This is a genomic window from Kosakonia sp. MUSA4 (assembly GCF_013085925.1).
Taxonomy (GTDB): domain Bacteria; phylum Pseudomonadota; class Gammaproteobacteria; order Enterobacterales; family Enterobacteriaceae; genus Kosakonia; species Kosakonia sacchari_B.
The window spans coordinates 947,113-968,483 of the sequence record NZ_CP025697.1; the positions used below are offsets into that span (position 1 = coordinate 947,113).

The window sequence follows — 21,371 nt, forward strand, 5'->3', positions numbered from 1 at the left end:
GCGTGATGATGGTGACGTCGCTGGTCGCCTGAAACTGGGCCGCATCAGTTACAACTGGACGCAGTGCTATCCTTTGGAGTAGCCCAATAGCAACCTGGACGTGATTACGGCGCTCCGGCTAACGGGCAGGTGCTTCATTCAACAGGGAAATATCCGTGATATATTGAACGTTATCCTCTTTCATCAGGCGCAACCCATGTCCTACTCGATCGGCGAATTTGCCAGGCTTTGCGGGATCCCCGCCACGACGCTGCGTGCATGGCAGCGCCGTTATGGTCTGCTCAAGCCGCTGCGCACGGAAGGCGGGCACAGGTTGTACAACGATAACGATGTGCAGCAGGCGCTTAAAATACTCGACTGGGTAAAAAAAGGCGTGCCTGTCAGCCAGGTGAAGCCACTGCTGGCGCGTCCGGGTAGCCGTCACGCGAATAACTGGCTGACGCTTCAGCAGACGATGCTTCAGCATCTGAAAGAGGGCAAAATCGAATCCCTGCGTCAGCTCATTTATAACTCAGGCCGTGAATATCCAAGGGGGGAGCTGGTGCGCGAAGTGCTGCGCCCGCTGCGCGGCCAGGTGTCGGCCAATGTCGCGGCGATGATGACCCTGCGGGAAATTCTCGATGGCATCATTATTTCCTATACGGCGTTTTGTCTGGAAGGGGATAAAAAAGCGCCCGGCGAAAACTACCTGCTCACCGGCTGGCACCTTAACGATCCCTGTGAAATCTGGCTTGAAGCGTTATTGCGCACCGGGCAGGGGCAACGTATTGATATTCTTCCGTCTCCTCCGGCAATGCTGGCGCCAGAGATTTTCCCGCAGCGCAAATGGCTGCTGGTGACCAGTGGAAAACTCACCGCCGCGCGCAAAAAACAGATTTTACAGTGGCAGCAGGTTGTCTCCCTCGACGTTATCACTCTTTAAAAACGTTCCCGTTAGCTTAATTTTTTGCTGACTCATAACTATTTGTAATGCTTATTCATTAACAAATTTTATCTTTAAAACTTAGACAAACATCCTCTGTTGTGTAACTTTTAAGGTAGGTCTTTCTATACCCGTTAAGCGCAGGGGGCATTTATGAACCATCAACCCACAATTGGGATTAGCGGCTGTCTGACCGGCTCCGCAGTGCGCTTCGACGGTGGACATAAACGCATGGGGTTTGTCATGGATGAACTGGCGCAGTGGGTCACCTTTAAGCCTGTCTGCCCGGAGATGGCCATCGGCCTGCCGGTTCCTCGTCCGGCGCTGCGCCTGATCCAGACTAGCGATGGCGACACCCGCATGCGTTTTAGTCACGATCCGCAGGAAGATGTGACGGCTAAAATGGCTGCTTTCGCCGAACGGTTTTTGCCTTCCGTCAGTAACTTTTCCGGCTTTATTGTCTGCGCGAAATCGCCCAGTTGTGGAATGGAACGCGTACGGCTGTATGACGAGCAGGGCCATCGCGGGCGTAAAGCGGGCATTGGGCTGTTTACCGCGGCGCTGCTGAAAAAATACCCGTGGCTGCCGGTCGAAGAGGACGGGCGCTTGCACGATCCGCAGTTGTGCGAAAACTTTGTCGAGCGGATCTTCGCGCTGCATGAGCTGAATGCGCTGCGTGAAGAGGGGTTAACCCGCAGCAATCTGCTGGCGTTTCACAGCCGCTACAAACTTCAGTTGCTGGCTCATCATCAGGCGGGTTATCGCAAAATCGGGCCCTTTGTTGCCCGGCTCGGCGAGTGGAAGGATCTGGACGCTTTCTTTGTCGCTTACCGCGAGCAGTTTATGGCGCTCCTTAAGCATGTCGCTTCGCGCAAGAATCACACCAACGTGCTGATGCATATTCAGGGCTATTTTACCCGGCACCTCACCAGCCGGCAGCGTGCCGAGCTGCTGTCGGTGATCACCAACTACCGGCTTGGGTTATTGCCGCTCCTTGCGCCATTAACATTGCTGCAACACTATCTGGCGGAATATCCAGACAGTTATCTGCAAACACAGAGCTATTTCGCGCCTTATCCCGCCAATCTTGGCCTGCGTCTCGCCGTGAACTGACGGGACGCAAAAAGAGATGCAGACAGAGAACTATTGCAATTTGCGTCAAGATGCGGGACTTTTGGCGTGAGGTTTTTCTCAAACCGAAATGAAGACCGAAAAAAAGAGAACGTGCTATGCAACATATCATTGAAGGCTTTCTCAGCTTCCAGAAAGAAATTTTCCCACAACGTAAAGAGCTTTTCCGTAGCCTGGCCTCCAGCCAGAACCCGAAAGCATTGTTTATTTCCTGCTCAGATAGCCGTCTGGTGCCGGAGCTGGTGACGCAACAGGAACCGGGTCAGCTTTTCGTTATCCGCAATGCCGGTAATATTGTGCCGTCGTTCGGACCGGAGCCGGGCGGTGTATCCGCGACAATCGAATATGCGGTTGTGGCGCTGGGCGTGACGGATATCGTGATTTGTGGTCACTCCAACTGCGGCGCGATGAAAGCGATCGCTACCGCGCAGAGCCTGGAGCCAATGCCTGCGGTGGCCCACTGGCTGCACTATTCAGATGCAGCAAGAGCCGTTGTTGAGAAGAGAACTTTCGAAAACGAGACCGACAAAGTCAATGCGATGGTCGAAGAGAACGTGATTGCGCAACTGAACAATATCAAAACGCATCCTTCTGTGGCCGTCGGGCTTCGTGACAACGCGCTGCGTTTGCACGGGTGGGTTTACGATATTGAAAGCGGCGAGATCCGTACGCTGGATAAAAACAGCAAGAAATACGTTTCGCTGGCCGAAAATCCGACGGTTTATTTTGAATAAAACTTTATCGCGTGGCTGAAGCGTCAGCCCCGATAAATGCGTAAAGGCTGCCTGGCAGCCTTTTTTTATGCGCGGTGACGGCGCTTTTCCGTGAGCGTCAGTCTGTTGCATTGACAGGATGCACAACAGGTGGTTGTATAGTACAACTAATTATCCTGTACGCGGAAAGATGATGACAGCGCCCAACCTGATTAACGACATTCGTGTCGCCTCCCGGCTGATGGTTCGTGAGCTCGGTTTTATGAATACGACGCTTGCCGCCACGGATTACTCGCCCTCCGCCGTGCATACCTTGCTGGAAGTTGAACATCACGGCGCCATCACCGCCGCGCAGCTGGTCACTATTCTGGGGCTGGAAAAATCCAGCGTCAGCCGCATGCTGGCGAGGCTGATTAAAGCGGGAGAGTTACAGGAAGTTCAGGCCACTGACGATGCGCGCTTTAAGACACTGCAATTGACTGCAAAAGGGAAAGAGAGCGTTGCCCGCATTAACCGCTACGGCGCGATGCGCGTGCGTGAGGCGATGGAGCATCTGAGCGATGCGCAACGTGAAGCGGTCGCCCGTGGCTTATCCGCTTACGCTTTTGCGCTGGAAAGCTGCCGCAACGGGGCGGCGCAACTGGGCGGTGCAAAACCGGAAATTGTCAGCGGTTATCTGCCTGGGATGATTGGCCGGATCAGCGAAATGCATGCCAGCTATTATTCGCAGCACTATGATTTTGGCTATTTTTTTGAAGCAAAAGTCGCGGCCGGGCTGGCGGAGTTTGCCGGGCGGCTGGACAATCCGCGTAACGGCATCTGGCTCGCCGTTCGCCACGGGCGCATTGTGGGATCGGTTGCTATTGACGGTGAGGATCTGGGAAATAACGAGGCGCATCTGCGCTGGTTTATTCTTGATGAGGAGTGCCGGGGCAGCGGCGTCGGGCGAGAACTGCTGGCCCGCGCGATGGCATTTTGCGACGAGCAACAGTTCGACGCGGTACAGCTATGGACATTCAGCGGATTGCATGCGGCCCGCCGCCTGTATGAATCCTGGGGCTTTACACTCAGCAAAGAGTGGCAGGGCGATCAGTGGGGACGCCCGATGCTGGAGCAACAATTCACCCGTTACAGCCATGCGGGTTCGCCTTCGCGGACATAAAAAAAAGCGCCCGAAGGCGCCTCTCACACAGTACATCGCAACAAACTTATTTGGTCAGTTCGGCTGTCATGTGTACGTTGTTATTGGTATTAGCTTCAATAATTTTGTAAGACGCGCCTTCTTTCTGCGCCTGGGCAGCAATCACGGATTCTGCATCATCCAGCGTGCGGCCTGTTGCCGTAACGGTCTGGGCGAAAGCGCCAAAAGAGAGAGCAGAAAGTGCAGCAGCGATAGCGATAGTATTGAAAGTTTTCATGGTGTTATTCCTTAAATTTCTCATTCGTGTTGGGCGTTATTGCCCGAATCTAAAAATCTTCTGTTGCGGCTGGTGAGCAGCCACGTCTTATTTGTAAATAACCGCAGTGCCGTGCAGGGTGTTCGGGCCGGTCACTGAGGTGATACGGAACGATTTCGCGCCCATTTCATCGGCTTTCTGCGCCAGTTCACTTTCCAGCGAAGAGAGGTTGGTACCGGCATTGGCGGAAATCACGCCCACTTTCTGCTGGTCAGCCGGAGAAGACTGAACTTCTACCGCAGCCATGCTGGCGAAAGAGAGGGAACTGAGGACGGCAACGGCGATCAGGGATTGAATGCTTTTCATGTGATTTACCTTTCTAAAATGGTTTGTTTGGGCGTCGTAAGTATTAACTTAACGATCGATAGGTAAATCATAAGTGTGATCTGCATCACTCGTCAATGTTATTTTTATAGTGATCATTAAAATAATTATAAATACTTTATTATTCAATTTGTTATGTGGTGAAATTTTTTTAAAAATCTTCGCTGGTCATCGCCCTTGCAATGTTTTTATAATGATTAGTAATTAAATCCATGTGGACAAGGGAGGAACCATGACAACCGATGTCACATGCGGTACGAAAAAAAGTCGTGGACGACCAAAAGTCTTCGACAGAGCGGAGATGATGGACAAAGCGATGATGCTGTTCTGGCAGCACGGCTATGAAGCGACATCGCTGGCCGAGCTGGCGGAAGCCACCGGCGCGAAAGCGCCAACGCTATATGCGGAGTTCACCAATAAAGAAGGGCTATTTATGGCGGTTCTCGACCGCTATATGGCGCGCTTTATTGCCAAACACCAGGCGACGCTGTTTTGTGATGAGAAGAGCGTAACCCAGGCGCTGCGGGATTATTTCACCGCGGTAGTGGGCTGTTTTACCCGTAGCGACACGCCAGCGGGCTGCTTTTTGATCAATACCTCTGCCACGGTATCATCGTCGGCTGAGCCTATCGTCGAGACGATCCGGGAAAAGCATGCCTCGCAGGAACAGACCCTGCTGACGTTTTTGCAGCAGCGCCAGTTGCGCGGTGAGATCCCGCCGCACAGCGATCTGCCGGTTATTGCGCATTTTTTAATGTGTATTGTGCAGGGGATGGCGGTCAGCGCGCGGGAAGGCGCGACGCGGGAAAAGCTGATGGATATTATCGACACCACGCTGCGCTTATGGCCGGAGCTGGTGAAAGCGTGAAGACAAGAAACCCAGGCCAGAATGCCTGGGTTTGGTTGTCAGGCGACGGTAGTCAGCGTCGTTACCTGCAAATCGGCTAAGCCGTCAATGGCGCTGACCAGCGCTTTGAACGGCGCGGCCTGTTCATGCTGCGCCAGCATTTGCGCCGATTGCCAGCGCTCAATCATCACGAACTGATGATCGTTTTTGCTGTTGACATGTAACTGGTACAGCTCGCATCCCGGCTCGCCCTGAACGTCTCGTTCCACGGTTTTCAGCGCCTGGGCTACTTTGTCGCGCGCGCCTGCATGGGCGGTAATGGTGGCGACAATGGTGATTTTTTCCTGCATTTTTCTGCTCCTTTAAGCGTATAAAACTGCGATCAGTCTACGCCGCCTGGGCGAACAAATAATCCCCTTTCGGGCGACAGCACTTTTATCCGCGAAGAGAAAATAGGGCTTAGCGCCCGGTACGCAACGACTGCGGCGGAATGCCATAGCCGCGAATAAAGACTTCCCGCATATGGCGGCGATCGCGAAAACCCGATTCGCGGGCGATGGCGTCCAGCGACAAACGGCTTTGCTCAATCATTAGCCGCGCAGCTTCCAGACGTAATCCCTCAATCGCCTTGGCTGGCGATTTCCCCGTCTCCTGGCGAAACAGGCGGCTAAGCTGGCGGGCGCTCAGGTGGACGGCATCGGCCAGCAGTTCCACCGTCAGCGCTTTGCTCAGGTTGCTGCGGGCGTATTCGAGCGCGCTTTGCAGACGATCGGAACGCGGCGCCAGCGCCAGCATCTCCGAATGCTGCGTTTGCCCGCCGGAGCGCCGCTGGTTCATCACCAGATTGTGCGCCACCGCGCGGGCGATCTCCGCACCCTGATCTTTTTCCACCATGCCGAGCGCCATATCTAGCCCGGCGGTCATGCCGGCGGAGGTCCAGATCCGGTCATCAATGATAAAAATGCGGTCATCTTCAAGCTGAATGTCGGGATGCAACTGCGACAAACTGCGGGCGTGCGCCCAGTGCGTGGTCGCACGTTTTTTATCCAGTAATCCGGCCTGCGCCAGCACAAAGGCGCCGGTGCAGACTCCCGCAATGCGGCGTGCCCGCAGCGCAGTGGTTTGCAAAAAATGGACGATGCCAGCCGATGCCGGTTCTGCAACCGGTGTCAGTACGCCCGCCACCAGCCAGCTATCCACCTGGGTGTCATCCGAAAGCGGCAGCGAATCCACGCCAATGCCCGATGATGAGCGCACCGTGCCGCCAAATTCGGAGTAGACCACCGGCTGGTAAAAGGCTTTGCCGCTGACCGTGTTGGCAAACTCAAACACGGTCAGCGTGGACAGCGCCAGCATCTGGAAATGGTCGGCAATGATGAAGCCAATTTTGTGCATCGCGACTCCCTAAGATCGCAGGCTGGCGGGCTGGGCAGCGAACGCGTAATCGCTCCGAAATCAGCAGGCTGATTAACGCCAGTAATAAGAACAGGACAGCGCTGAGCATCACACCATAAAAACCCAACAGCGGGTAGATCCACGATGCGACGGCCGAGCCAAAACCAATCCCACAGAACATAAAGGCGCTGGTTAACGCCAGCGAAATCCCGCGCGTTTCGGCCGTGGCGATTTCCACCACTCGCCGCTGCTGGGACGGCCACAGCAGATCTGTAGAGAAAGCCCACAGTACCAGCAGCAGATAAAGCAGCATCAGGTTTGCGGGCAGGATCATCATCGCCAGCATATCCACAATCAGCAGCGTGATACCCACCACCAGTAAACGCTCGGCGCTGTAGCGGCGCGCTGCGCGGCCAACAAACAGGTTGCCAAAAATCCCGGCGACACCAATCACCGCTAAGGCCACAGAAACGCTGGCGGCTGTGCCGTGCCAGTTATCGCGGATCAGCGGAGAGATAAACGCGTACATGTCATAGACGCCGGAAGTGATAAAAAATACCACCAGGAACGCCGCCAGCGATTTCCCCTCCGCCAGCACAGCGACCAACTGGCGAAAGCGGATATCCGCGCCTTTAACGATGTTTGGCACGCTTAACCACACCGCCAGTGCCGTAAGCAGGCTGAATAAGGCGACCAGCGCAAACAGTTCACGCGCCCCCCATGTCGTTGCAATCCAGGCGGCCAGCGGGATCCCCACCATGCTCGCCATTGAAACGCCAAGCAATATCATGGCGATAGCACTACCGCGATCGTGCTGTGCCACTAACTCCGCGCCGAGCGCCACCAGTACCGGGCCAATCAACGAAGCGCCGAGCCCCATCACAATGCGCGAAGCGATCAGCATCGGGTAATCTGCTGCCATCGCAAAGAGAAGTGCGCCGAGGCCAAATACCAGCATCCCGGCCAGCACCTGATATTTACGCATCAGATGCCCGAAAAAGATCTGCGCCAGCGGAGCGGCCAGCGCGAAGGTTAAACCAAAAATGGAGAGCAGGCGGGCGCTTTGCCCGTCACTTAATCCCCATTCATGGGAGACAGCGGCCAGGCTGCCGGCAACCGACAGTGCGCCCGTCGCCTGAACAAAATAGGCCAGGCTCAGCGCCCACAGGGCGCGTCTTTGCGAAAGGGGGATTGGGTTCTGCATCATCAACTCCAGCAAAGGGGCAGCGGGCTGCCCCGTCATCGGTTATGCAACAGGAATGGGGTTATCGACAAGGGACTGGTTGAACGCGTTAACCATCGCATGCTCATTCGCGCCGGGGTTGTCGCGCGCGGGCAGTACGCTGTCCACAATCGCTTCAAGGGTATCGGTGCCCAGTTTGTCGAAGGTCTGCTGAATAAAGTCCTGCAACGGCATCGCGCGCGGATCGCCGCTTTTATAAATCAGGTCGGTATCTACCCACGGCGGCGAAATTTCAATCACTTTGACGCGACTGTCGCGCAGCAGGAAACGCTGCGACAGGGTGTAGGAGTGAATGGCCGCCTTCGTTGCCGAGTAGAGCGCATTCGCCGCCAGCGGCAGAAACGCCAGAATCGAACTGTTATTGATCAGCACCGCATCCGGCTGCTGTTTCAGATGTTCGATAAACGCGGCGCTGACGCGCACTGGCCCCAGCAGGTTAGTGTTAAGCAGCGTGACTGCCATCTCGTCATCCAGCTCACCGGCGGCGTTATCAAACGGCATAATGCCTGCGTTGTTGATCACCACGTTCAGCGCCGGATAGCGTAACAACACCTCTTTTGCTGCGGCGTTGATACTCTCCGCGCGGGTTACATCCAGCACGACTGCGCCCATGCCAGGGTTGGCGGCGGTGACACTATCCAGCAGCGCCTGGCGCCGTCCGGAAATGATCACCTGGTTGCCAAGCTGGTGGAATTTTTCAGCCATCGCGCGGCCAATACCCGAGGTGCCGCCGGTAATAAAAATCGTATTGCCTGTCAGTTTCATGATCTCATTCTCTGTTCTGTTAACGGTCAGTGGGTGACGGTTGCGCGATAGCGCTCTGCCGGTACGTTCGTGGAGAGTTGCGGCATCAGCGCCCGGCGATGCTGTTCCAGTGCCTGCCAGTCGGCGTCGTTATGCAGGGAAGGAATGGTCACCAGCTCGCGCTGCTGAAAGCCCACCAGCGCCGCATCCACCATGTCCGTGGCGCTCATGACAATGGCTTTGTCGAGCTGTTCCAGCGGCAGTCCGCCGTTGTCCCAGAACGGCGTTGCCGTTGCGCCAGGCAGTACGGCCTGCACCTGAATGCCTTTATCGGCCAGTTCGTGATGCAGTGACTGACTAAACGCCAGCACAAAGGCTTTTGTCCCGCCGTATACGCCGTTCAGCACTTCGGGGGCGATGGCGACGATGGACGAAATATTGATGACCGCGCCTGCGCCACGGGCGACGAAGCCGGGCACCACCGCGTAAGTGAGGCGGGTGAGGGCGGTGACGTTCAGGTTAATCATCGCTTCCATGCGATCGATTTCGCTTCCCAGCAGCGGCGTATGCGTGCCGACGCCAGCGTTATTGACCAGCAGTGTGATGCTGGCGTCTTCGCGCAGTCTGGCTTCCAGCGCACGGAGCTGTTGCGGATCGTTGAGGTCGGCGGCGATCGCTTCCACGTTACGCGACGTATCTGCGGTAATGTGGCTGGCCATCTGGTTCAGGCGGTTATGGTTGCGGGCAACGATAATCAAGTCGTAACCCATACGGGCCAGACGGTTGGCGTAAATCGCGCCGATACCGGTTGATGCGCCGGTAATAATGGCAGTGCCTTTGTGGTGTTGTGTTGCGATGTTCATAGCAGACTCCCAGGTTCAACAATGGATGCGATGGAAGCATCATAAGTGAGGCTGGGATGTCTTAAATGACGTTGATAGTGCTGATTCAGGACATTTATAAAAATAACTTCCCGCAACGGAAATCTGCCGATCGCCCGGTTTATTGCTGATTGAGCACCGCTTTACTCCAGTCATAAAATGCCCGCACGGAGGGCGGTAAATAGCGACTTTGCGGGTAAACCAGCGACAGGGGCAAGTCAAAGGCGTAGTTCTCCATACAGCGCACCAGCGCTCCGCTTGCCAGCCAGGGTTGCGCCAGATAACTGGCGACGCGAATCAGCCCCAGCCCTTGTATCCCGGCCTGAATATAGGCATCCGTATCGTCAACGATCAGCGTCTCGCTGAGGCGAATTTCGTGATCGTCGCCTGCGTGGCTCAGCAGCCAGTCGGTGGTGCGCCCGGTGCGGTGATTCAGATAACCCACGGCCTTATGCTGGCGTAACGTCTGTAAATCAGCGGGATTGCCATACTGCGCGATGTACTGTGGGGAGGCCAGCACCACCCAGCTAAATTTCGCCAGCGGGCGGGCCACCAGGGTGGTAGAATCCTCCACTCTGCCGGTGCGAATCACGCAGTCGTACCCTTCCTGTATTACATCCTCAACGTTATCGCTGGAGCACAGCGTCACCGCCAGTTGCGGGTAGCGGTGCAAAAATTCACCCAGCCGGGGCAGAATGCAGTGTCGCGCCAGCGATTGCGGCATGCCGATTTTCAGGCGACCTGCGGGCTGGCCGCGAGTGCCGGGAAAGGAGGACTCCAGCGCGGTGATATCATCCAGTATCCTTTTGCACGCCTCGTAGTAGCGGCTTCCTTCCGTCGTCACGCTGAGTTTGCGCGTGGTGCGCTGTAAAAGCTGCAAACCCAGCCCGTTTTCCAGCTCTTTAATGACCCGCGAGACGGTTGATCGCGGCAGGCCGAGCGCTTCTGCGGTGCGGGCAAAACTGCGCGTTTCCACCACCTGCACATAAACGCGCATTGATTCCAGTTTATCCACTTTTCCCCCTCCGCCTGTTTTCGATTATCCCATTTTAACGAACAGTCTAACCTGAATTTTGTACCTTATCGCCATCATACCTTCGCCGTAATCTTTTGTGCAGTGCAGTAAAACTGCTGCCTGATTGAATGAGGACGCGAAATGAATATACAGAACGAAAACGTATTGGTGCTTGGGGCGGGACAACTCGGCGCGGCGGTGCTGAATGCGCTGGTACCTGCCGTGACGCAGGCGCAGGGCACAGTCACGGTTGTGGTTTCGCCAGGCGCGTGGGATGAACGCGGCCATTTGCGCTCGGCGACACATCAAAAATGGGTTGATCGCGGTGCGAGATTTATCGCTGTCGATATTGCGACCAGCACGGTTGACTCGCTCATCCCGCTGCTGGCGCAGTTTGATACGGTGATCAATTGCATGGGCTTTGTCGCCGGAGCGGGTACGCAGCTTAAAATTACCCGCGCGGTGCTGGCCGCCGGTGTGCGCCGCTATTTTCCATGGCAGTTTGGCGTGGATTACGACGTGGTGGGAAAAGGCAGCGGCCAGCCGGTGTGGGACGAGCAGTATGATGTCCGGGAACTGTTGCGGGCGCAAACCGGCACCGAATGGGTGATCGTGTCGACCGGTATGTTTACCAGTTTCCTGTTTGAACCGGCATTCGATGTGGTGAATCTGGAGCAAAAAACGATAAATGCGCTGGGCGGATGGGAGACGCGGGTGACGGTAACTTCGCCTGCGGATATTGGTCGGCTAACTACCGCTATCTATCTGCATCAACCGCGCATTGTGAACGAAGTGGTGCTGATTGCCGGGGAAACGCTCTCGTATGCCACGCTTGCGGATACCGTTGAAGCCGTAACCGGGCAGGCGTTTAAAAGAGGCGTCTATACGCTGCCTGCGTTAACGGATGCCTTACGCCTGCAACCGGAGGATCAAATGTGCCGCTATCGCACCGCTTTCGCCCGCGGCGAAGGGGTCTGGTGGCCGATGGAGCAGACCTGGAACGCCCGGCATCAAATAGCGACGCAGGACGTTAAAGGCTGGTTGCAGGAACATCTGGCGCAAGCGGGCTGAACCGCCCGCAGACATCAATGGTGCAGCATTTCGTCGACGATCTGCGTTTTGTTCAAATTGTACGGATAGAAGGTCGGCCAGTTATTCATCTCTTTCAGCAGTGCTTGCTGGGATTCATTGCCCATAAAAATATGAAAATGCAGCGACTGGCGCGGCGCAATAATGTGATCGCTGAACTGCACAAATTTCGGTGCTTTTGACTGCGCGTCTTTACATTCAAACAGATAGCGCACGCCTTTCTTGCCGGAGGCGTAGGTCAGAATTTTATAACCGGCGTAGTCATAGCGGCAGCGGGTGACCGTTTTGCCGGTGTGAAACTCAATCACGTTATTTTCAATGCCGATGGTGTCGATGTTGGTCGCATACCCTTTTTTGTAGTAAGCGCGATACTCCTCCACCGTTTTGTCGCCGTGCTGCGCTTTTTTCTTTAGCACCGGATCGAGATCGCCGTTCAGCAGATATGGGTTCAGCGATTGCCAGATGCCGTCCCAGTCCGACAGTGACCGGTCCTTGACATCTTTATCGTCGATAATGCCTTCGCTGGCTTTGCGTTCCACCTCTGTCAGCGGCTTTCCGTGGTGATGATCGTGAGCCATACCCTGTGTGCTACCCAGTAATACGCCCATACCCAGAACAAAGGCGGATTTCTTCATGATCATACTGCGCTCCCTGATGATTTGTCATGTAATGAAATGTTATAATATAACAATATTAGAAATCATCAATGCGTGCAACTTAGCTTTGGTTATAAAACATAGCATCATCTATATGTTGATGATAAATAAGTAATTTTTGCCTTTTTCTCATTGCTGTGGCACCATTGCCGCTCTTTTCGCAGCGCAGTGTTTTTCCCCTCTGTTGAGGCGGTTTTAAAGGGTGAGCAATGAGTTTCTATGCAATGACTATTCTGGCCTTCGGTATGTCGATGGACTCCTTCGCCGCTGCCATTGGCAAGGGCGCGGTGTTACAACGTCCGCCCGTTCGCGAAGCGCTGAGAACAGGGTTGATCTTCGGCATCATTGAGGCTATCACGCCGGTAATTGGCTGGGCTGTGGGGCTGGCCGCCAGCCAGTACATCATGCACTGGGATCACTGGATCGCCTTTGTGCTGCTGCTGGCGCTTGGCGCGCGGATGGTGAAAGAGGGGGTGAGCAAATCGTCTGACGAAAACGTTGAAGCGCCGCGCCGTCACGGTTTTTGGCTGCTGGTGACCACCGCCATTGCCACCAGTCTGGATGCGATGGCCGTGGGCGTCGGGCTGGCGTTCCTCAATGTTAATATCGTGGCGACCGCGCTGATGATTGGCCTGGCGACAACCATTATGGCGACCACGGGCATGTTGCTGGGGCGTTTTCTGGGCGCAGCGATCGGCAAATGGGCGGAAGTGCTCGGCGGCGTGGTGCTGATGGGTATTGGCAGTTCAATTCTGGTTGAGCACCTGGGCTTACTGTAACTTGCCTCGAGGGGCAAAATCATTAACAATGCGCCAGAAGGTGATGGCGTTCCACCTTACCCAACCGCTTCCCGGAGAAGCTGATGACGCCTGATATGACTCTTAAATGGAGGCATGTCGGGCGTTTTTCTTTTGTCCCTCCCGCATGCCTCAACGTGATGTATTGATGAGGTAAAACATGCTGAAGTCTTTATTTGCCGTCATTGTGGGTGGTTCCGCAGGCTGCGTTATCCGCTGGCTGCTCTCTGTGCGTTTAAATGCGCTTTTTCCCAATCTGCCGCCGGGTACGCTGCTGGTTAACTTGCTGGGTGGCATGATCATTGGCGGCGCGCTGGCGTTCTTTACGCGCCAGCCGCATCTCGATCCCACCTGGCGATTGCTGATCACCACGGGCCTGTGCGGCGGCATGACAACGTTTTCAACCTTCTCGCTGGAAATTTTCGCGCAGTTGCAAACGGGAAATTATCTGTGGGCAATGACCTCCGTGCTGGTACACGTGCTGGGATCGTTGCTGATGACGGCGCTGGGTTTTACGCTGGTTAACGCCCTGTATTGAGCCTGTGCGCAGGGGGAGATAAATATCTTCCCCGCTCTTTAACCGTAAAAATGCCAGGACTATTAGCAACCTTTTTATTTTAATCTTGCGAAGATGTTTTTTCTGAATTTTTAAATGGCACCATGAGTGAGTATTGACTAATGACACTAAATAAGCAGAATTAGGAACATTGACGCAACGGACACACACCATATAGCCCGTAATAATTATTAAGAACAAGCGCTTTGGCAATATCAGTTGTTGGAAAAATCTGATAGCGGGAAATATTATATTTGTGTTTTTTTTGTTTTATTTTGCTTGCTGGGAAACGGTAAGCCAAAATGGTTCGCAAACCAGGTTTTTCGCCATTTACATGTGAGTCTGGAGTGGTTGATGGGCAAAGAACAAGAGAGTTACGGAATGCACGATTTTTTCAGAGGTGACACTTCAGGCCATGAAATGATTGAGCGCTATACGTATGTAAAAATTATTAATTTTGATGCGGCTGATACGATTAGTTTTGAGTTTTCCCCATATCAAAAATATTTTATTTCAATTATGGCGAATCGCAAACCACCTGCCGAAATTAGCAATCAATAACGTCCATTACTGAATGTGAAAATAAATTTATTGGCAGCGCAGCGAACGCGCAATGTACTGCCCATCATATTGGACGAAAAATCCGAAAAAGAACCTTCAGACCCAGGAAATCCGCTCTGTGTCTGAAGGCATGCAAATGCATCTTCGTTACTAACAATGAGCGTGCTAACAAATTGTAAAACTATGATCAGAGTACCCCTATAAAACAGGGAGTTGTAATGAAAATAAAAGATCTTTGTGAATGAATATTTTCATCATTAGTGCATTGAAGTTATTGATAATCTGATCATATTTCATCCATTCCGACGTTTGAAACCCTGGTGTCGCACTTGCAGCCGTCCCTTGCGGGCGGCTTTTTTTTTACCAGCTAAAGATTTTTGTTGGTCGCGATGCGCATCATCAGCTGCTGTCTGCGCAGCTTGACGTCTTCCGTACGCTGGAGCCTAATCGCTTTTTTTCTCTACGTGCCCAAGTGGTTTTTCCGGGAAGCAGTAGTCGCGCACGCGGCGTTTTAACTCTGCCGCATCGGGAAAACCGCCTTCCTGCTTGCGATCCCAGATGACTGTGCCATCGATATCAATCACAAAAATGCCGCCGGTGCCGGGGATCAGGCGCACCGATCCGAGATCGGTACTGAACGTATGCAGCAGTTCTTGCGCCATCCAGCTGGCGCGCAGCATCCAGTTACACTGCGAGCAATAATGTAAAGTAATCGCCGGTTTGTTCATTTTCTCGTCCCTCCAAAAGACGAATCAGACAGCAAAGTGTATGCAAATTGCGGACGCAAAGGTGAGAAGTTTATGAACCTATTGCAAGTGATAATCATTATCATTAATATCTAATCTCATAACATAACGATAACCTGCTTTTTTGTCCTGACGTATTCTCGTTTCGTGGAACGACTGGAAGTAAGACGTGAGCCTGATACTAATAAATTCTAAGGCTTACAAAATATTATGTGCAAATCGCAACTTTCTCCGCGTCGCTTCAGGAAGCGCGTGTTGGTGACTTCATTACTCGCAGCCCTGTATCAGAACACCGCGCTGGCAGCGGATACCGATACCTCGACGACTACCGCAACGAATGCGAAACAGGATACGGCCGAACAGATGGTCGTTACGGCACCTGCGCCGGTGCTGAAAGCAGGAAGTAGCCATTCCGTTAGCGCACAGGATTTACAAAACAAAGGCGCGAACGATTTCGGCTCAATCATGCGTTACGAACCGCTGATCAGCGCGACCGGCGCAAGCGGCGGTTCCGGTAACGGCAAAAGCGGTTTTGACCGTGGCGGTTACACCGGTTACAACATTCGCGGCCTGGAAAGTAACCGCGTGGGAATCGATGTTGATGGCATTCCGCAGCCGGATGCAACCGGCCGTAGCTACGTCAGCCGCGCGGGCCTGAACACCTTCGGCATCGGCCGTGACTATATCGATCCGTACATGTACGGCAATGTGGATATTCAGTCCGGCGCGACGCCCACCGATCAAGCGAACACCTCAATTGGCGGCAATGTCTCCTTCCGCCCGAAATCACCGGACGATTATCTGCGCCCGGGCAAAAACAGCTACTTTGGCTACCAGAGCGATTATGACTCCGCCGACCGCAGCTGGCACAACGGCGTGACCGGCGCAGCAGGGGATGAAACCCTGCGCGGCATCTTTGTTTATAGCCGCCGCGATGGTCAGCAAACCCGCAACAACAGCGGCTCCATCGATGCGTACCCGGCGAACTGGCACTCCGATGCGATGATGGCCTCCGGTATCTGGCAGCCCAACGATGAGCATAAACTGACCGGCACGCTGGATTACTACCACAAAACCAATCACACCCATTACGACTCGTGGGACAACAGCGGCAGCACCATCCTTGGCGACGCGCAGCAAACCAGCCAGACTCGCCGCTGGGGCGTCAGCCTGAAAGATGACTGGACGCCAATGAACGACTGGCTAGACAGCATGTCCAGCAAAGTCTATTACCAGCACACCGAAGCGCATGACCGCACTTACATGCCGGACAGCACCACCGCCACCATGGAAACGGTGTACTCCAATTACGATACCGATACCTGGGGCATACAGAATGCGCTGGCGAAAACCCTTGGCCGCCACGATCTGAGCGCCGGTTTCAACGCCAGCACCACCAAAACCAAGCGTCCGTTTAACCAGTCGCCGGTGCCAAGTCTCTTCAGCGAAATCATGCAGCCGGAAGCGGACAGCAGCAGCTACACGCTGGGCGCATTCGTGCAGGATCAGGTTAACTTCGATGCAGATGGCCACCATTTCGCCATCATTCCTGGCGCGCGTGTCGTTCATCAATCAATGAAGCCGGATAACCTCTCCAGCCTGACCACTAACAGCACCGCGCTGGACGAGTCGGAGGTCTCCACCCTGTACGGGAAAAATTCCGACACCCAACTGTTGCCGTCGTTAACCTTCCAGTACGACATCACGCCGCGCCTGATGACCTACCTGCAATACAAGCGCGGCGCCGAGTTCCCGAACGCCAGCCAGCTTTACGGCTCCTGGAACCTGGGTTCCAGCTATGCCGGTAGCCAGCAATATGCGCTGATCGGCAACACCGATCTGAAAACCGAAACCAGCAATAACTTCGAATGGGGCATGAAAGGGGAGGTCACCGAAGGCGTTACGCTGCATACCGCGCTGTTCTACAACAGCTATAAAAACTTTATCGCTTATACCCGTTATACGCGCGCCAAAAACCCGGATAAATTCACCAACGTTCCGTCGAACATCTACACCACTTATCAGGCGGAAAACCGTGATAAAGCCTTTATCTACGGCGGCGAAATCAGCGCGAAATTTAACTTCGGCACCTGGTTTGAGCAGGTCAATGGCCTGAGCGCCACGCTGGCTTACGGCTACACCGAAGGGAAAGCGAAATCCAGCTATATGGGCGACAAATACATCGATCTCGACAGCGTCGCGCCGATGAAAGCGATCGCGGGCGTTGCCTGGGACGATCCGGCGAAACGCTACGGTACCGCGCTGACCGCCACCTTCGTGAAGGGGAAACGCGCCACCGCCACCAGCCGCGAGTCTTACACCAATACTGGCTCCGCGATTAACGACGCCAGCACCGAGTATATGCGCGTGCCGGGTTACGGCCTGCTGGACTGGACGGCTTACTGGCAAGTGGCGAAACACGTGAAAATCAACGGCGGCGTTTACAACATTACCGACCGTAAATACTGGGATTACCTGAGCAGCCGCACGCTTGAGGAATCCACCAATCAGGATGCCTACGACAAAGCGTTGGCCGTCATGCCGGGCCGAACCTGGCAACTGGGCGTCAACGTCGATTTCTGATCGCGCACGTGTTCTGGGTCTTCATCCCCCGGTATCGCTGCCGGGGGTTTTAACCTTATAAAGGAAGCGAATGCTATGCCTGTTTCGTCAAACGATTTTCCCGCAATTTGGCAGCACTATCAGACAATTAAAGCGCAGGAGCCTGCTAAGTACGCCCGCGATATCGCCACCGGGATGGCGATCAGCGAAGCCGAATTAACCCGCTCACGCGTCGGGCATGATGCCGTGCGCCTGAACGGCGATATGCGCGGGCTTCTCGCCGCGCTGGAATGTGTCGGCGACACCAAATGCATCTGCCGCAACGAGTATGCCGTGCATGAACAGATTGGCCGTTTCACCAACCTGCATATCGGCGAACGCGCCGGGCTGGTGCTCAACCCGCGCGCGCTCGATCTGCGCCTGTTCGTTAATCAGTGGGCCAGCGCCTTTAGCCTGCGTGAGCAAAGCCCGCGCGGCGAGCGTCACAGCATTCAGTTCTTCGACCAGCAGGGCGATGCGGTGCTGAAAGTCTACGTTACCGAACAGACTGATATGGCGGCGTGGAGCGAAGTGATTGCGCGTTTCGCGGCGCAGGCCGATCTGCCGTTAGAAATCAGCAAAGCGGTTGCCGAACCGCACGCTGAAAGCGCCGATGGCGCAGCGCTGGATCAGGCATGGCGGGCGATGACTGATGTGCATCAGTTCTTCGGGCTGCTGAAAAAACATCACCTCTCGCGCCAGCAGGCGTTTCGCCTGGTGGGCGACGATCTGGCCTGCAAGGTCAGCAACGACGCGCTGCCGCGCCTGCTGGAGACGGTGTTACAGCAGGGCAATGAAATCATGATCTTCGTCGGCAACCGCGGCTGTGTGCAGATCTTCACCGGTGCGCTGGAGACGCTGACGCCGATGAAAGGCTGGATCAACATCTTCAACGAACACTTCACGCTGCACCTGCTTGAGAGTGGGATCGCCGAAAGCTGGGTCACCCGTAAACCGACCGCCGATGGTCATGTCACCAGCCTTGAACTGTTCGCCGCCGATGGTACGCAAATCGCGCAGCTTTACGGCCAGCGCAGCGAAGGGCAGCCGGAACAGAGCCAGTGGCGCAGGCAAATTGATGCGCTGTGCAACGAAGGACAAACCGCATGAAAACGTTACTGATGCTGCTGGCGGCGCTGCCGCTGATGGCGAGCGCCGCTGCGGAAAAAGTGGTGACGCTCGGCGGTGATGTCACCGAAATCGTCTACGGGCTGGGCGCACAGGCACAACTGGTGGGGCGCGACACCACCAGCAACTGGCCGCCAGAGGCGAGCAAACTGCCGGATGTCGGTTATGTTCGCCAGCTCAACGCCGAAGGCATTCTGTCGCTGCGCCCGACTATCGTGCTGGCCAGCGAACAGGCGCAGCCGTCAACGGTGTTGCAAACAGTCGCCGGGAACAACGTCAAAGTGATCCCGGTTCCGGGCGGGTACACGCCAGCAGCCATTGATAACAAAGTAGCGGTGATTGCCGCTGCGCTCGGTAAAACCGCCGAAGGCGAACAGTTGCGGCAAAAAGTGGCGGCGCAAATCGCCGCGCTGCCGAAAACGGCGCTCAATAAGCGGGTACTGTATCTGTTAAGCCACGGCGGGATAGGCACGATGGTGGCCGGGCAGGAGACGGCGGCAGACGGCGCGATCCGCGCGGCAGGTTTACAGAATGCGATGCAGGGCTTTGCCCACTATCGCGGCCTTTCGCAGGAAGGAGTGATCGCCAGCCAGCCGGATCTGATTGTCATCTCCGCCGATGGCGTGAAAAGCATGGGCGGCGAAGCGAACCTGTGGAAGTTGCCAGGCCTGGCGCAGACGCCCGCCGGGCGGCATAAACAGTTGCTGATTGTCGATGATATGGCGCTGATCGGCTTTGGTCTGCGTACGCCGCAGGCGCTGCTGGATCTGCGCAAAAAAGCGGAGCAGTTACCCTGATGAGCCGCGCCGTTGTTCGCGCGCTGTGGGGAATGTTGTTGTTGCTGCTCGGGCTGACGTTTCTGGCGAGTACGCAGGGTGCCATGCATCTGCCGCTCACCAGCCTGTGGCAGGCGGGCGACGACGCGCTGCGTCAAATCTGGCTGACCATTCGCCTGCCGCGCGTGCTGCTGGCGCTGGTGGTCGGCGCGGCGCTGGCGCTCTCCGGCTGCGTGATGCAGGGGCTGTTTCGCAATCCGCTCGCCGATCCCGGTTTGTTGGGGATCAGCAGCGGCAGCGCGCTGGCGGTGGCCTGCTGGCTGGTGTTGCCGCTGCCGGTGCCCGCGCTGGTGGCGCTCTACGCACCGATGGTGGCGGCCTTTATCGGTAGCCTGGCGGTAATGGTGGTTATCTTCCTGCTCAGCAAAGCCCGCGACAACACACTGTCGCGCTTGCTGCTGGTCGGTATCGCCATTAACGCCCTGTGCGGCGCGGCTGTCGGGGTGCTCTCCTGGCTGAGTAATGATGCTCAGCTTCGCCAGCTTTCGCAGTGGGGAATGGGCAGTCTCGGCCAGGCGCAGTGGTCTACGCTTGCGATCGCCGCCACGCTGATTGTGCCGTCATCGCTGGTGGTGTGGCGCATTGCCCGTCAGCTCAATCTGCTGCAACTGGGCGATGAAGAGGCGCACTATCTCGGCGTCAACGTTCCGGCGCTGCAACGGGTGATGCTGCTGTGCAGCGCGCTGCTGGTGGCCGCGTCGGTCGCCATCAGCGGGATCATCGGTTTTATCGGCCTGGTGGTGCCGCACCTGATGCGCATGTGGCTGGGGCCGGATCATCGCGCGCTGGTGCCCGGTTCGCTGCTGGCCGGGGCGACACTGCTGCTGATTGCCGATACCGCCGCCCGCACGCTGGTGGCTCCGGCAGAGATGCCGGTAGGGCTTATCACCAGCCTGCTCGGCGCGCCGTGGTTTTTATGGCTGATTTTTCGACAACGAGGAACCGCGTATGGATAACACCTTAACCGCCGCACATTTGCGCCTGCAACGCGGGCAGCGCTGGGTGATTGATGATGTGTCGTTAACGCTGAGCGGTGGCGAACTGGTGGCGCTGATTGGCCCGAACGGCGCGGGAAAATCAACGCTGCTGCGGCTGCTGAGCGGTTATCTGCCCGCCGATGCGGGGGAATGTCAACTGGCGGCGCGCGCCCTGGCACAGTGGTCGGCAGAGACGCTCTCCCGCCGTCGGGCGGTGATGCTGCAACAAACGCAGTTGCGGTTTGACTGGCCGGTGGCGGCGATTGTCGCGATGGGGCGCGCACCGTGGGGATCGCAGCGCGAAGCCGACATTGTGCGTGAGGTGTTAACGCTGACCGGCTGCGATGAGCTTGCGCATCGGCGCTATGCCACGCTCTCCGGCGGCGAGCAGCAGCGCGTACAACTGGCGCGCTGCCTGGCGCAACTGTGGCGCGACAGCGCGCCGGAAGGCTGGCTGTTTCTCGATGAACCCACATCAGCGCTGGATCTTTACCACCAGCAACAGTTGCTGCGGCTGCTGAAAAAGCTCACCGCCAGCGGCAAGTTGCACGTCTGTGTGGTGCTGCACGATCTGAATCTGGCGGCGCTGTGGGCCGATCGTATTCTGCTGTTGCATCAGGGAAGGCTGGTGGCGCAGGGGGCGCCGCAGCAGGTGATCCAGACGCCGGTGATTGCGCAGTGGTACGGCGCTGATGTGCAGGTGAGTGCGCACCCAGGCGGCGATGCGCCGCACGTTTTCCTCTGCGCATAAA

Annotated in this window: 24 protein-coding genes and 1 riboswitch; of the genes, 14 read left to right on the plus strand and 10 right to left on the minus strand. The window is 55.8% G+C overall.

Going from position 1 to position 21,371, the window contains the following annotated elements; all coding sequences use genetic code 11:
* Positions 1–196 precede the first annotated feature (196 nt).
* The 4 genes from C0557_RS04435 to C0557_RS04450 all read left to right on the plus strand — a co-directional run bounded on the left by C0557_RS04435 (position 197) and on the right by C0557_RS04450 (position 3,928).
* Entirely contained in the window at positions 197–922 is a 726-nt protein-coding gene (locus C0557_RS04435; RefSeq protein WP_208657632.1) for a MerR family transcriptional regulator, read from the plus strand.
* A gap of 153 nt (positions 923–1,075) precedes the next feature.
* The gene (locus C0557_RS04440; RefSeq protein ID WP_208657633.1) at positions 1,076–2,035 is read left to right on the plus strand and encodes a DUF523 and DUF1722 domain-containing protein; all 960 of its coding nucleotides are present in this window, start codon (positions 1,076–1,078) and stop codon (positions 2,033–2,035) included.
* Positions 2,036–2,151: 116 nt separating this feature from the next.
* Positions 2,152–2,787, plus strand: a complete 636-nt coding sequence (locus C0557_RS04445) for a carbonic anhydrase (RefSeq protein ID WP_007373397.1) — start codon at positions 2,152–2,154, stop codon at positions 2,785–2,787.
* A gap of 172 nt (positions 2,788–2,959) precedes the next feature.
* Complete coding sequence (locus C0557_RS04450; protein ID WP_208662786.1) at positions 2,960–3,928, plus strand: helix-turn-helix domain-containing GNAT family N-acetyltransferase; 969 nt, start codon at positions 2,960–2,962, stop codon at positions 3,926–3,928.
* A 46-nt stretch (positions 3,929–3,974) separates the two neighbouring features.
* Here C0557_RS04450 and C0557_RS04455 read toward each other — a convergent pair whose 3' ends face one another.
* Positions 3,975–4,184, minus strand: a complete 210-nt coding sequence (locus C0557_RS04455; protein WP_007373399.1) for a DUF1471 domain-containing protein — start codon at positions 4,182–4,184, stop codon at positions 3,975–3,977.
* Positions 4,185–4,271: 87 nt separating this feature from the next.
* The gene (bhsA, locus tag C0557_RS04460) at positions 4,272–4,529 is read right to left on the minus strand and encodes a multiple stress resistance protein BhsA (RefSeq protein WP_007373400.1); all 258 of its coding nucleotides are present in this window, start codon (positions 4,527–4,529) and stop codon (positions 4,272–4,274) included.
* Positions 4,530–4,779: 250 nt separating this feature from the next.
* On the opposite strand from bhsA, the gene C0557_RS04465 reads away from it, so the two are divergent.
* Positions 4,780–5,415 (plus strand): TetR/AcrR family transcriptional regulator, encoded by a 636-nt coding sequence (locus C0557_RS04465; RefSeq protein ID WP_208657634.1) that lies wholly within the window; start codon positions 4,780–4,782, stop codon positions 5,413–5,415.
* A 38-nt stretch (positions 5,416–5,453) separates the two neighbouring features.
* Here the strand turns inward: C0557_RS04465 and C0557_RS04470 are convergent, their stop codons facing one another.
* From C0557_RS04470 to C0557_RS04495, 6 genes are all read right to left on the minus strand, one after another.
* On the minus strand, positions 5,454–5,744 hold the full coding sequence (locus C0557_RS04470) for a putative quinol monooxygenase (protein ID WP_208657635.1): 291 nt from the start codon (positions 5,742–5,744) through the stop codon (positions 5,454–5,456).
* A 109-nt stretch (positions 5,745–5,853) separates the two neighbouring features.
* Complete coding sequence (locus C0557_RS04475) at positions 5,854–6,789, minus strand: GlxA family transcriptional regulator (RefSeq protein WP_208657636.1); 936 nt, start codon at positions 6,787–6,789, stop codon at positions 5,854–5,856.
* Positions 6,719–7,996, minus strand: a complete 1,278-nt coding sequence (locus tag C0557_RS04480; protein WP_371813230.1) for an MFS transporter — start codon at positions 7,994–7,996, stop codon at positions 6,719–6,721. Before C0557_RS04480 ends, C0557_RS04475 begins: the two co-directional genes overlap by 71 nt.
* 39 nt (positions 7,997–8,035) lie before the next feature.
* The gene (locus C0557_RS04485; RefSeq protein ID WP_208657637.1) at positions 8,036–8,797 is read right to left on the minus strand and encodes an SDR family oxidoreductase; all 762 of its coding nucleotides are present in this window, start codon (positions 8,795–8,797) and stop codon (positions 8,036–8,038) included.
* A gap of 26 nt (positions 8,798–8,823) precedes the next feature.
* Positions 8,824–9,639 carry an SDR family oxidoreductase gene (locus C0557_RS04490; RefSeq protein ID WP_208657638.1) on the minus strand — a complete coding sequence of 272 codons (816 nt, stop codon included), beginning with the start codon at positions 9,637–9,639 and terminating at the stop codon, positions 8,824–8,826.
* A 139-nt stretch (positions 9,640–9,778) separates the two neighbouring features.
* Positions 9,779–10,672 carry a LysR family transcriptional regulator gene (locus C0557_RS04495; RefSeq protein ID WP_208657639.1) on the minus strand — a complete coding sequence of 298 codons (894 nt, stop codon included), beginning with the start codon at positions 10,670–10,672 and terminating at the stop codon, positions 9,779–9,781.
* 141 nt (positions 10,673–10,813) lie between these two features.
* Here C0557_RS04495 and C0557_RS04500 point away from each other — a divergent pair, with 141 nt between their 5' ends.
* Positions 10,814–11,743, plus strand: coding sequence for an aromatic alcohol reductase (locus C0557_RS04500; protein WP_208657640.1), 930 nt, complete (start codon positions 10,814–10,816; stop codon positions 11,741–11,743).
* Between the two features lie 14 nt (positions 11,744–11,757).
* On the opposite strand, the gene zinT is transcribed toward C0557_RS04500, so the two are convergent.
* Positions 11,758–12,402, minus strand: coding sequence for a metal-binding protein ZinT (gene zinT / locus C0557_RS04505; RefSeq protein ID WP_208657641.1), 645 nt, complete (start codon positions 12,400–12,402; stop codon positions 11,758–11,760).
* Positions 12,403–12,626: 224 nt separating this feature from the next.
* On the opposite strand from zinT, the gene mntP reads away from it, so the two are divergent.
* The 3 genes from mntP (at position 12,627) to C0557_RS04520 (ending at position 14,331) form a co-directional block, all read left to right on the plus strand.
* On the plus strand, positions 12,627–13,196 hold the full coding sequence (gene mntP, locus C0557_RS04510; protein ID WP_208657642.1) for a manganese efflux pump MntP: 570 nt from the start codon (positions 12,627–12,629) through the stop codon (positions 13,194–13,196).
* A 30-nt stretch (positions 13,197–13,226) separates the two neighbouring features.
* Positions 13,227–13,296: riboswitch (Fluoride riboswitch) on the plus strand.
* Between the two features lie 78 nt (positions 13,297–13,374).
* Complete coding sequence (gene crcB / locus C0557_RS04515) at positions 13,375–13,752, plus strand: fluoride efflux transporter CrcB (RefSeq protein ID WP_074776965.1); 378 nt, start codon at positions 13,375–13,377, stop codon at positions 13,750–13,752.
* A 372-nt stretch (positions 13,753–14,124) separates the two neighbouring features.
* Complete coding sequence (locus tag C0557_RS04520; protein WP_208657643.1) at positions 14,125–14,331, plus strand: hypothetical protein; 207 nt, start codon at positions 14,125–14,127, stop codon at positions 14,329–14,331.
* 443 nt (positions 14,332–14,774) lie between these two features.
* Here C0557_RS04520 and C0557_RS04525 read toward each other — a convergent pair whose 3' ends face one another.
* Positions 14,775–15,059 (minus strand): SelT/SelW/SelH family protein, encoded by a 285-nt coding sequence (locus C0557_RS04525; protein WP_007373416.1) that lies wholly within the window; start codon positions 15,057–15,059, stop codon positions 14,775–14,777.
* Positions 15,060–15,287: 228 nt separating this feature from the next.
* On the opposite strand from C0557_RS04525, the gene C0557_RS04530 reads away from it, so the two are divergent.
* The 5 genes from C0557_RS04530 to C0557_RS04550 all read left to right on the plus strand — a co-directional run bounded on the left by C0557_RS04530 (position 15,288) and on the right by C0557_RS04550 (position 21,370).
* Positions 15,288–17,660, plus strand: coding sequence for a TonB-dependent receptor domain-containing protein (locus C0557_RS04530; protein WP_208657644.1), 2,373 nt, complete (start codon positions 15,288–15,290; stop codon positions 17,658–17,660).
* Between the two features lie 75 nt (positions 17,661–17,735).
* On the plus strand, positions 17,736–18,788 hold the full coding sequence (locus tag C0557_RS04535) for a hemin-degrading factor (RefSeq protein ID WP_208657645.1): 1,053 nt from the start codon (positions 17,736–17,738) through the stop codon (positions 18,786–18,788).
* The gene (locus C0557_RS04540; protein ID WP_208657646.1) at positions 18,785–19,603 is read left to right on the plus strand and encodes a hemin ABC transporter substrate-binding protein; all 819 of its coding nucleotides are present in this window, start codon (positions 18,785–18,787) and stop codon (positions 19,601–19,603) included. The genes C0557_RS04535 and C0557_RS04540 overlap by 4 nt, the downstream gene beginning before the upstream one ends.
* Entirely contained in the window at positions 19,603–20,598 is a 996-nt protein-coding gene (locus tag C0557_RS04545) for an iron ABC transporter permease (protein WP_208657647.1), read from the plus strand. Before C0557_RS04540 ends, C0557_RS04545 begins: the two co-directional genes overlap by 1 nt.
* Positions 20,591–21,370, plus strand: coding sequence for a heme ABC transporter ATP-binding protein (locus tag C0557_RS04550; protein ID WP_208657648.1), 780 nt, complete (start codon positions 20,591–20,593; stop codon positions 21,368–21,370). The genes C0557_RS04545 and C0557_RS04550 overlap by 8 nt, the downstream gene beginning before the upstream one ends.
* Position 21,371 lies beyond the last annotated feature (1 nt).

Excerpts from the sequence above, each read along its gene's own strand:
- C0557_RS04435 (WP_208657632.1), top strand. The coding sequence starts at position 197 with ATGTCCTACTCGATCGGCGAATTTGCCAGGCTTTGCGGGATCCCCGCC.
- C0557_RS04440 (WP_208657633.1), top strand. The coding sequence starts at position 1,076 with ATGAACCATCAACCCACAATTGGGATTAGCGGCTGTCTGACCGGCTCC.
- C0557_RS04445 (WP_007373397.1), top strand. The coding sequence starts at position 2,152 with ATGCAACATATCATTGAAGGCTTTCTCAGCTTCCAGAAAGAAATTTTC.
- C0557_RS04450 (WP_208662786.1), top strand. The coding sequence starts at position 2,960 with ATGACAGCGCCCAACCTGATTAACGACATTCGTGTCGCCTCCCGGCTG.
- C0557_RS04455 (WP_007373399.1), bottom strand. The coding sequence starts at position 4,184 with ATGAAAACTTTCAATACTATCGCTATCGCTGCTGCACTTTCTGCTCTC.
- bhsA (WP_007373400.1), bottom strand. The coding sequence starts at position 4,529 with ATGAAAAGCATTCAATCCCTGATCGCCGTTGCCGTCCTCAGTTCCCTC.
- C0557_RS04465 (WP_208657634.1), top strand. The coding sequence starts at position 4,780 with ATGACAACCGATGTCACATGCGGTACGAAAAAAAGTCGTGGACGACCA.
- C0557_RS04470 (WP_208657635.1), bottom strand. The coding sequence starts at position 5,744 with ATGCAGGAAAAAATCACCATTGTCGCCACCATTACCGCCCATGCAGGC.
- C0557_RS04475 (WP_208657636.1), bottom strand. The coding sequence starts at position 6,789 with ATGCACAAAATTGGCTTCATCATTGCCGACCATTTCCAGATGCTGGCG.
- C0557_RS04480 (WP_371813230.1), bottom strand. The coding sequence starts at position 7,996 with ATGATGCAGAACCCAATCCCCCTTTCGCAAAGACGCGCCCTGTGGGCG.
- C0557_RS04485 (WP_208657637.1), bottom strand. The coding sequence starts at position 8,797 with ATGAAACTGACAGGCAATACGATTTTTATTACCGGCGGCACCTCGGGT.
- C0557_RS04490 (WP_208657638.1), bottom strand. The coding sequence starts at position 9,639 with ATGAACATCGCAACACAACACCACAAAGGCACTGCCATTATTACCGGC.
- C0557_RS04500 (WP_208657640.1), top strand. The coding sequence starts at position 10,814 with ATGAATATACAGAACGAAAACGTATTGGTGCTTGGGGCGGGACAACTC.
- zinT (WP_208657641.1), bottom strand. The coding sequence starts at position 12,402 with ATGATCATGAAGAAATCCGCCTTTGTTCTGGGTATGGGCGTATTACTG.
- mntP (WP_208657642.1), top strand. The coding sequence starts at position 12,627 with ATGAGTTTCTATGCAATGACTATTCTGGCCTTCGGTATGTCGATGGAC.
- crcB (WP_074776965.1), top strand. The coding sequence starts at position 13,375 with ATGCTGAAGTCTTTATTTGCCGTCATTGTGGGTGGTTCCGCAGGCTGC.
- C0557_RS04520 (WP_208657643.1), top strand. The coding sequence starts at position 14,125 with ATGGGCAAAGAACAAGAGAGTTACGGAATGCACGATTTTTTCAGAGGT.
- C0557_RS04525 (WP_007373416.1), bottom strand. The coding sequence starts at position 15,059 with ATGAACAAACCGGCGATTACTTTACATTATTGCTCGCAGTGTAACTGG.
- C0557_RS04530 (WP_208657644.1), top strand. The coding sequence starts at position 15,288 with ATGTGCAAATCGCAACTTTCTCCGCGTCGCTTCAGGAAGCGCGTGTTG.
- C0557_RS04535 (WP_208657645.1), top strand. The coding sequence starts at position 17,736 with ATGCCTGTTTCGTCAAACGATTTTCCCGCAATTTGGCAGCACTATCAG.
- C0557_RS04540 (WP_208657646.1), top strand. The coding sequence starts at position 18,785 with ATGAAAACGTTACTGATGCTGCTGGCGGCGCTGCCGCTGATGGCGAGC.
- C0557_RS04545 (WP_208657647.1), top strand. The coding sequence starts at position 19,603 with ATGAGCCGCGCCGTTGTTCGCGCGCTGTGGGGAATGTTGTTGTTGCTG.
- C0557_RS04550 (WP_208657648.1), top strand. The coding sequence starts at position 20,591 with ATGGATAACACCTTAACCGCCGCACATTTGCGCCTGCAACGCGGGCAG.